At 42.4% G+C, this 7555-nt stretch carries 7 protein-coding genes; 6 read left to right on the top strand and 1 reads right to left on the bottom strand.

The window, feature by feature from the left end; translation table 11 throughout:
• Positions 1-202 precede the first annotated feature (202 nt).
• Entirely contained in the window at positions 203-727 is a 525-nt protein-coding gene (locus ACZM6M_RS05330) for a hypothetical protein (RefSeq protein WP_337434674.1), read from the bottom strand.
• An 87-nt stretch (positions 728-814) separates the two neighbouring features.
• Here ACZM6M_RS05330 and ACZM6M_RS05325 point away from each other — a divergent pair, with 87 nt between their 5' ends.
• From ACZM6M_RS05325 to uvrB, 6 genes are all read left to right on the top strand, one after another.
• Positions 815-1435: a TetR/AcrR family transcriptional regulator gene (locus ACZM6M_RS05325; RefSeq protein ID WP_176254211.1), complete on the top strand. Its 621-nt coding sequence runs from the start codon at positions 815-817 to the stop codon at positions 1433-1435.
• Positions 1432-2193, top strand: coding sequence for an EFR1 family ferrodoxin (locus tag ACZM6M_RS05320; RefSeq protein ID WP_337434673.1), 762 nt, complete (start codon positions 1432-1434; stop codon positions 2191-2193). Before ACZM6M_RS05325 ends, ACZM6M_RS05320 begins: the two co-directional genes overlap by 4 nt.
• A 385-nt stretch (positions 2194-2578) precedes the next feature.
• The gene (locus tag ACZM6M_RS05315; RefSeq protein ID WP_337434672.1) at positions 2579-2893 is read left to right on the top strand and encodes a hypothetical protein; all 315 of its coding nucleotides are present in this window, start codon (positions 2579-2581) and stop codon (positions 2891-2893) included.
• Positions 2894-2928: 35 nt separating this feature from the next.
• A complete protein-coding gene (locus ACZM6M_RS05310) occupies positions 2929-3906 on the top strand; it encodes a DUF1266 domain-containing protein (RefSeq protein WP_418926522.1) in 978 nt (325 codons plus the stop codon).
• Between the two features lie 159 nt (positions 3907-4065).
• Positions 4066-4884 (top strand): ATP-binding protein, encoded by an 819-nt coding sequence (locus tag ACZM6M_RS05305; protein WP_418496283.1) that lies wholly within the window; start codon positions 4066-4068, stop codon positions 4882-4884.
• 655 nt (positions 4885-5539) lie between these two features.
• The gene (gene uvrB / locus ACZM6M_RS05300) at positions 5540-7537 is read left to right on the top strand and encodes an excinuclease ABC subunit UvrB (RefSeq protein WP_489489853.1); all 1998 of its coding nucleotides are present in this window, start codon (positions 5540-5542) and stop codon (positions 7535-7537) included.
• Positions 7538-7555: the final 18 nt, after the last annotated feature.

Genomic DNA, 7555 nt, shown 5'->3' with positions numbered 1-7555 from the left:
TTTTCCTTTCCCACAACTGCCAGACCAATTCACCACAAATGAGCCGCCAGTCATGTAATAGTATTAGGCGGTAGAAACCACCCTCTACATATTACATCTTGATTGACAATGCTGTTGCTGTCCCCGTCCAATGCGTCCTCTTGACTTAAACGGGCGTATAATGCGGTTATCTGTTCGGGCTTATATGTATTTGCTGTCATGTTCATTCCTCCTGTAATGAACGCCCGACAGACAGGTTGCTATCTTCATTATAGCGGACTTCTTTTCCTTTGTCAGTAGGCGCTTTGAGATTTTCTGATTTTATGAGCCGCTTCATCTTTTCAAAAAGCGGTTCAGAGCCGCCGCAAGAGGTAGACACTTCATAGAATGTGCCGCCGATTTTATAAATCACTGTTTCATCTGCCGGATTTCCCTGTTTCTGCCTATCATCTGTTGTATCTTGTTCTTGTTTCCGTTCCATTCCTTTCCCGTCCTTTCTTTGATTTGTAATGTGATAAGTTTCGTAGCAAGCATAGAAAAAGAGTACTCTTTTCCGAAAATGCCCTGCATTTTGCTTGTTGGGAAGTATCCCAAACCCTCTGATTTTCCTCTCACTACCTACAACACCGAGCAGAGCGATTTTGCCGAAGTTTTGAGAGAAAATTTTGAAAAAGTTTTTCTTATCTCTTATTACGGAAAAGTTTCTGAAATGCCAAATAAATAACCGTTTAGGAAAAAATAATTTCAAGTATCACAACTTAAAATCCTCCTCAAACTTGACACTGTAAAGTTTAGGTTTTATAATATAGACAGTGTAAAGATTGGAGGACTTAGCATGGCACAGAAACGACAGACTTATCATCATAAAGACTTGCGAAACGCTTTAATCGAAGCAGGTATTCAGCTTGTAAGTACAGAGGGAGTAAATGCTTTTTCTTTGAGAAAGGTAGCTGCGGCGTGTGGGGTCAGCCATGCTGCCCCTTACAGCCATTTTCAAAATAAAGAAGAACTGCTTGAAGCAATGCAATTATTTATCACAGATAGATTTTCTAAACAATTAGAAAGTACCGTTCAAAAGAATAATAATGTCGCAGAAATATTGAAAGATATGGGGATAGCCTATGTATCTTTCTTTGTAGAGAACCCTGCTTATTTTCAATTTTTATATTCTCAATCCAATATAAAAATTGACTTATCGTTATCAATACCAGACGACCAAAACTATAAACCTTATATTATCTATAAAAATATTGTAAGTAAATTATTAGGGCAGACGCACTATTCGGAAGAAAAGCAAAATGATATTATCATAACCATTTGGGCTTTTATACATGGCGTTACTTCATTAGCCACCATGAATAATGTAAATTATGATAATGATTGGAGAGAGAAGGTCATTGATTTTATGGACGTTTTTCAACTTTCCTTTTTAGATAATACGGGAGAAAAAATATGATAGGGATTTATTTTAGCGGAACAGGAAATACAAAATATTGTTTAGAAAACTTTGTTGCTCTATATGATAGGAATATTGAAATAACCCCTTTAGAAGATACAGGTACAATGGAAAAAGTTACATATCATAAAGACATTATTTTTGCTTATCCAATCTATTACAGTAATTTGCCTAAAATTGTACGGGATTTTATCTGCGAAAATTCTGATATATGGAAAGGAAAACGTGTTTTCATTATTGCAACAATGGGACTGTTTAGCGGCGATGGTGCGGGCGTATCTGCAAGATTGTTCGAGAGATACGGCGCACAGGTATGGGGTGGACTTCATCTGAAAATGCCGGATTGTATTTGTGATGTAAAAGCCTTAAAGTGTACTCCGGCTCAAAATAAGCAAATTGTTATACAAGCAGAAGAACGCATAAAATCAGCGGTGTGTAATTTGAAAAATGGTACTCCAACTAAAGACGGTTTGGGATTTTTATGCCATATTGCAGGGCTTTTGGGACAGCGGCTTTGGTTTTACCATAAAACACAAGAATATTCAAACAAAATACAGATAGATACCGACGCTTGTATAAAGTGCGGGAAATGTGCATTGGTGTGTCCTATGAATAATTTGTCATTATCCAAATGTAAGATTGTAGCAAACGGACGGTGTACCTTATGTTATCGGTGCGTAAATCAATGTAGCGAGAAAGCAATTACTATTTTGGGGAAACAAGTGATTTTCCAATACTCTGTTTATGATTTCCATTGAAAGCCTTTTCCGTTCCGTTCTTTTCCATTCCGGCGGCTCTGCCGCTTTGCTTTGCCCCCAAGGAGAGGGATTAGGGAAAGGATAGGAAGGGAATGTGTAAAACGCTTAGATGATATTTTATACTTCTACCCTCAAAAATGACGTTCTATTGCGTAACAAAGTGAAGATAGAAAAACAGAGAGCCGACCACTATTGAAAGTGATTAACTCTCTGTTTGCACCCTGTCTGTCAGCGTTAGTTATAAGTTGTTGTGAATACTTCCTTATCAGCGTAAAACTAAGTGTTTTGATTATTTTTGCTGGGCGATGTCCCACGGCTAGGGTGACGAAAGTCCACATAAAAGAAAAATGATACGTCCCAGCATTAAAAAGGGGGCATTTAAAAGATGAGCAAACGACGTATTTTGGTTTTTATTTTTTTAGTGCTGCTTGAGATTTTCTATTCATCTGTATATATAAGTGAACACAAACGTCCTCTGGAAATACTGGAATTTCAAAAGGATGGGAAGCCCATAGAAGATGCAGATGAGATTCCTCAGGAAGCAAAGGCGCTGATGGAAGAATACAGAGAAGCAAAACAGAGTGAGCTTCTGTACATAAAGGTTTCCAGGATAATGTCAGTTTTCGTGCTGGTTTCTCTGGTTATCTGCTATATCCGCAATGATAAGACCGAAAAGCAGAAAAAAGATCGGATACCATAAAGTTGTCAATTTCATATACGAAAGAAGGAACGGTTATGAAGAAAAAAGCAACCACAGCAGCTATTATAATTGGAACGGCATTATCCGTTTCACTCCCCGTCTACGGTGCACAGTGGAAGCAGGACAGTACGGGCTGGTGGTATGAGCAGGATAATGGTTCTTATCCAGCCGGCGGTTGGGAGCTGATTTCTGGAAACTGGTATTATTTTAATGGATCAGGCTACATGCAGGCCGGGTGGATTGAGTCGAATGGAGAATGGTATTACTGTGCGCCTACAGGCGAAATGCTGCATGATACCACTCAGACAATAGACGGGGTATCATATACGTTTCAGTCCAGCGGAGCATGGCTGCAGCAGGAAACAGCCCCGGCGGTATCCATTACAAAGGAGCAGGCAGAGCAATGGTTTTATGCGACGTATGCAATCATTGCAAATGAAACGGGATGGAATCAGGAGTATTTTGTAAGCACCCCGGAAAAATACGCGGGTGATGCCAGGACCAGGCTGGAAATGGCATGGGGGATAACAGACCGCGCATCTGCTGATTCTACTATTAACTGGATTTTGACCTCAGGCCACCGCTCCGGATTTCAGGAAGAAATGGGATTGCTTTTTTATATGGGATACCTGAATGGAACGGAACAGCAGATCGAGGAGCAGTATAAGGATAATGAATTCGTTAAGGATATGCTCCTTGCGTATAAACGCGGAGGAGAAGGAGCAATCGACGGCTGGGATTACTGCAGGGCCATGCAGGTATTGAGAGAGTGTTATCTGGCAGAGTATTATACGGAGACAGAAATGCTGGATCAGATGCTCTCAGCCGCAAAAACGATCCAGGCACGTTTTGTCTCATGGGATGATATGACGGAGAGCTATATGAGAGGATATGAGTATTGGAACAACTCGCCGGATAAGTACAAGACGAGGAAAAACCTGTATAAGAAGCTGAAACAGGAGACCTCCTTCTATGCGGTAGACTGGAATCTGCCATTGGGAAAAGCGTGGTAGGAAGTGCTTATAATAACAAAATACCGTTACCAGAGATTTGCATTATAAAATATGGTGTATCGAAAATGGTGAATTTTCACATGATACGTGGTATAAGTTGATGATTGTATCTTTGGGGACAAAATATCAAAAACTTCTTAATGAAATATTATCATAGATATGCAGCAGTCATGCTTACTGAATAATCTGTTTTATCATCACTTATTGGAAAGCGGAGTTGATGCTGACCATATCATTCGCATTGCTTTTGACTCAGCCGATGATCTTTATCTGATTGGCGAAAGCCTGATTCAGATTGAAAAGGAAAAGCGTGGAGTTGACCCTGAAAAGTTCATGGCATATATCCGTTCCAAAGTTGCAGGTGAAGGAATGTATTATCTGCTGCTTGATGAAATTCAGATGCTGGATTGTTTTGAAGCTGTTCTGAATGGTTATCTTCGTAAAGATAATATGGATGTATTTGTGACTGGAAGTAACGCAAAACTCCTGTCCAAAGATATAGCTACCGATTACAACGGTGATAAGTACATGGGATTATCTGAATATATGCTATACGGCGGTATCCCTCTGGTTGTCCTTCGTGAGGGAGCAAACGATAAGGCAGCTGCATTACAGAATCTGTTCAATGAGATTTATCTTAGAGATATTACCAAACGTAACCGAGTGAAGAACATTGGAGAACTGGAAGATCTGCTGAATATTCTTTCTTCTGCCATTGGTTCGCTGACCAATCCGGAAAAACTGAAGAATACGTTCAAGACGATAAAGAAATCCAGAATCACTTCCGCTACCATTAAGAAATATCTGGATTATTTTGAGGATTCTTTTCTGATTGAATCAGCACAAAGATATGATATTAAAGGAAAGGCATATATCGAAACTCCAAAGAAATCGGAACGAACCCGTGGCAGAACCAGAACCCGGAGTGGGAGACTACGGAGCGGAACTTCATTTATGATGACAACGGGCAGCTTATAAAGTGCACGGAGAGCAGGGGGCAGTTTGACAAGGCCACCTATACTTATGAGTATGACGAGGCCGGGAACCGCACCTTCGCAAAGAAAGAGAAGCTTTACAGCTATCTGGAGTCCTGGCAGATCCGAAATCAATGGCGTAAAATATTCGGATACAGAGAGATCATAGCGGATGGAGTACCGGAAATAGAGGAGTATATGAACATGGTGTTTCCAGATATGGAAGAAAATGAGCTCTTTAAAAACGAACTGCTGGAGATTGTGGTGGATGTAACAGGATTCCTTCCGGAGACTGCGTAAAAGCAAAAGAACAGATGTTCACTGCTTCTGTACTTTTGAAAGAACTTGTGATATAGTAGACGCAAAGAGTCTACTGTCAATGGCAGTCGCCAAATGCCTGCAAGCAGTCACTTGACTCGTTGCTTTGTGGTATACGAAAGTGCAATGTCTGAGTCCTTTTTATATGGTTTGTTCCTGTTTCGTCCATATAGAATTACATGGGTACGGCAGGTTGCAAAAAAAGCAGATTGTGAACAAAATTCGTCGTGGGCCTATTTTGCCGCAATCTGAGAAAGCGCCACGACGAAAATGAAAAGTTCCTTGACGAATTTTTGCCTTATAGGCGTCCTTTTTTACTTTGAAATCTGGAGGTGGATTTTATGCAAAATGAACAAAAAATCTTCAAATTACATTCCGAATACGCCCCCACCGGCGACCAGCCCCAGGCCATTGAGGCGTTGGTCAAAGGGTTCCAGGAAGGCAATCAATTCCAGACTTTACTAGGGGTTACGGGTTCCGGAAAGACCTTTACCATGGCTAATGTGATTGCCCAGTTAAATAAGCCGACTTTGGTAATAGCGCACAATAAGACCTTAGCAGCACAGCTCTATGGTGAGTTCAAAGAGTATTTTCCGGGTAACGCAGTGGAATACTTTGTATCCTATTATGACTACTACCAGCCCGAGGCCTACGTTCCCTCCACGGACACCTACATTGAAAAGGACTCCGCCATCAACGATGAGATCGACAAGCTGCGCCATTCGGCTACAGCAGCTCTTTCCGAGCGCAGCGATGTGATCATCGTGGCATCTGTATCCTGTATTTACGGTCTGGGAAGTGCCATTGATTATCAGGAGATGGTTATTTCACTGAGACCGGGGATGGAAAAGGACCGGGATGATGTGATCCGCAAGCTGATCGAAATCCAGTATGACCGCAATGACATGGACTTTAAGCGGGGAAGCTTTCGGGTCAAGGGTGATGTTCTGGACATTTATCCGGCCTACTCAGACGGTCAGGCCTTCCGGGTGGAATTTTTTGGGGATGAGGTAGACCGGATCATGGAAATTGATACCGTGACTGGAGAGGTGAAGGCCCAGCTGGGGCATGTGGCGATTTTTCCGGCATCTCATTATGTGGTTCCCAAGGAAAAGATGATGGAGGCCACGGAACATATTTTAGAGGAATTAAAGGAGCGTGTATCATTTTTTAAGAGTGAGGATAAGCTGTTAGAGGCTCAGAGGATTTCCGAACGCACGAATTTTGATGTGGAAATAATGCGGGAGACAGGCTTTTGTTCTGGTATTGAAAATTATTCCAGACATTTGACGGGAACAGCACCGGGAGAGCCTCCCTGTACCCTGATTGATTATTTCCCCAAAGACTTTCTCATTATTGTAGATGAGTCCCACATCACTCTGCCTCAGGTACGGGGCATGTATGCGGGAGACCGTTCCAGAAAAATGACGCTGGTGGACTATGGGTTCCGCCTTCCTTCTGCCCTGGACAACCGTCCTTTAAATTTTTCGGAATTTGAAAGCAAGATTGATCAGATGCTGTTTGTATCAGCTACGCCCTCTGTCTATGAACAGGAGCATGAGCTGATGCGGGTGGAGCAGATCATCCGTCCGACCGGGCTTCTGGATCCGGAAATATTTGTCCGTCCTGTGGAGGGGCAGATTGACGATCTGATTTCAGAGGTGAACAAGGAGGTGGCAGGCCATCATAAGGTTCTGATCACTACTTTGACAAAGCGGATGGCAGAGGATCTTACCGATTATATGCGGGAAGTGGGAATTCGGGTGAAATATCTCCATTCCGATATTGATACCTTAGAGCGTGCGCAGATCATCCGGGATATGCGCCTGGATGTGTTTGACGTGCTTGTAGGGATTAATCTTTTAAGAGAGGGCCTTGATATACCGGAGATTACGCTGGTGGCGATTCTGGATGCGGACAAGGAAGGTTTTCTCCGTTCAGAAACCTCACTTATTCAGACAATTGGCCGTGCGGCACGGAATTCTGAGGGTCATGTGATCATGTATGCCGATACCATCACAGATTCCATGCGGGTGGCGATTGAGGAGACGAAACGCCGCCGTCAGATCCAGCAGAGATATAATGAGGAGCATGGCATTACGCCTACAACCATTAAAAAGGCAGTAAGAGACCTGATCACCATTTCAAAGGCCGTGGAAAATGACAGTTTCGCAGATACGAAGGATCCGGAATCTATGGATGAGAAGGAACTTAAAAAGCTTTCAAAGGAACTGGAAAAGAAGATGCGTCAGGCAGCAGCCGAGTTAAACTTTGAGGAGGCGGCTCGGCTCAGAGACCGTATGGTGGAAGTGAAAAAGCTGCTTTTGGATATGGAATAGTCTGGGAACCGGTTGGGG

This window comes from Enterocloster sp., assembly GCF_057861365.1.
Note: the sequence above shows the minus strand (reverse complement) of the source record. Positions and strands in the feature narration are given on the sequence as shown.

Bases quoted from the DNA above. Each gene is read 5' to 3' on its own strand.
- ACZM6M_RS05325 (WP_176254211.1), top strand. From the start codon at position 815: ATGGCACAGAAACGACAGACTTATCATCATAAAGACTTGCGAAACGCT.
- ACZM6M_RS05320 (WP_337434673.1), top strand. From the start codon at position 1,432: ATGATAGGGATTTATTTTAGCGGAACAGGAAATACAAAATATTGTTTA.
- ACZM6M_RS05315 (WP_337434672.1), top strand. From the start codon at position 2,579: ATGAGCAAACGACGTATTTTGGTTTTTATTTTTTTAGTGCTGCTTGAG.
- ACZM6M_RS05310 (WP_418926522.1), top strand. From the start codon at position 2,929: ATGAAGAAAAAAGCAACCACAGCAGCTATTATAATTGGAACGGCATTA.
- ACZM6M_RS05305 (WP_418496283.1), top strand. From the start codon at position 4,066: ATGCAGCAGTCATGCTTACTGAATAATCTGTTTTATCATCACTTATTG.
- uvrB (WP_489489853.1), top strand. From the start codon at position 5,540: ATGCAAAATGAACAAAAAATCTTCAAATTACATTCCGAATACGCCCCC.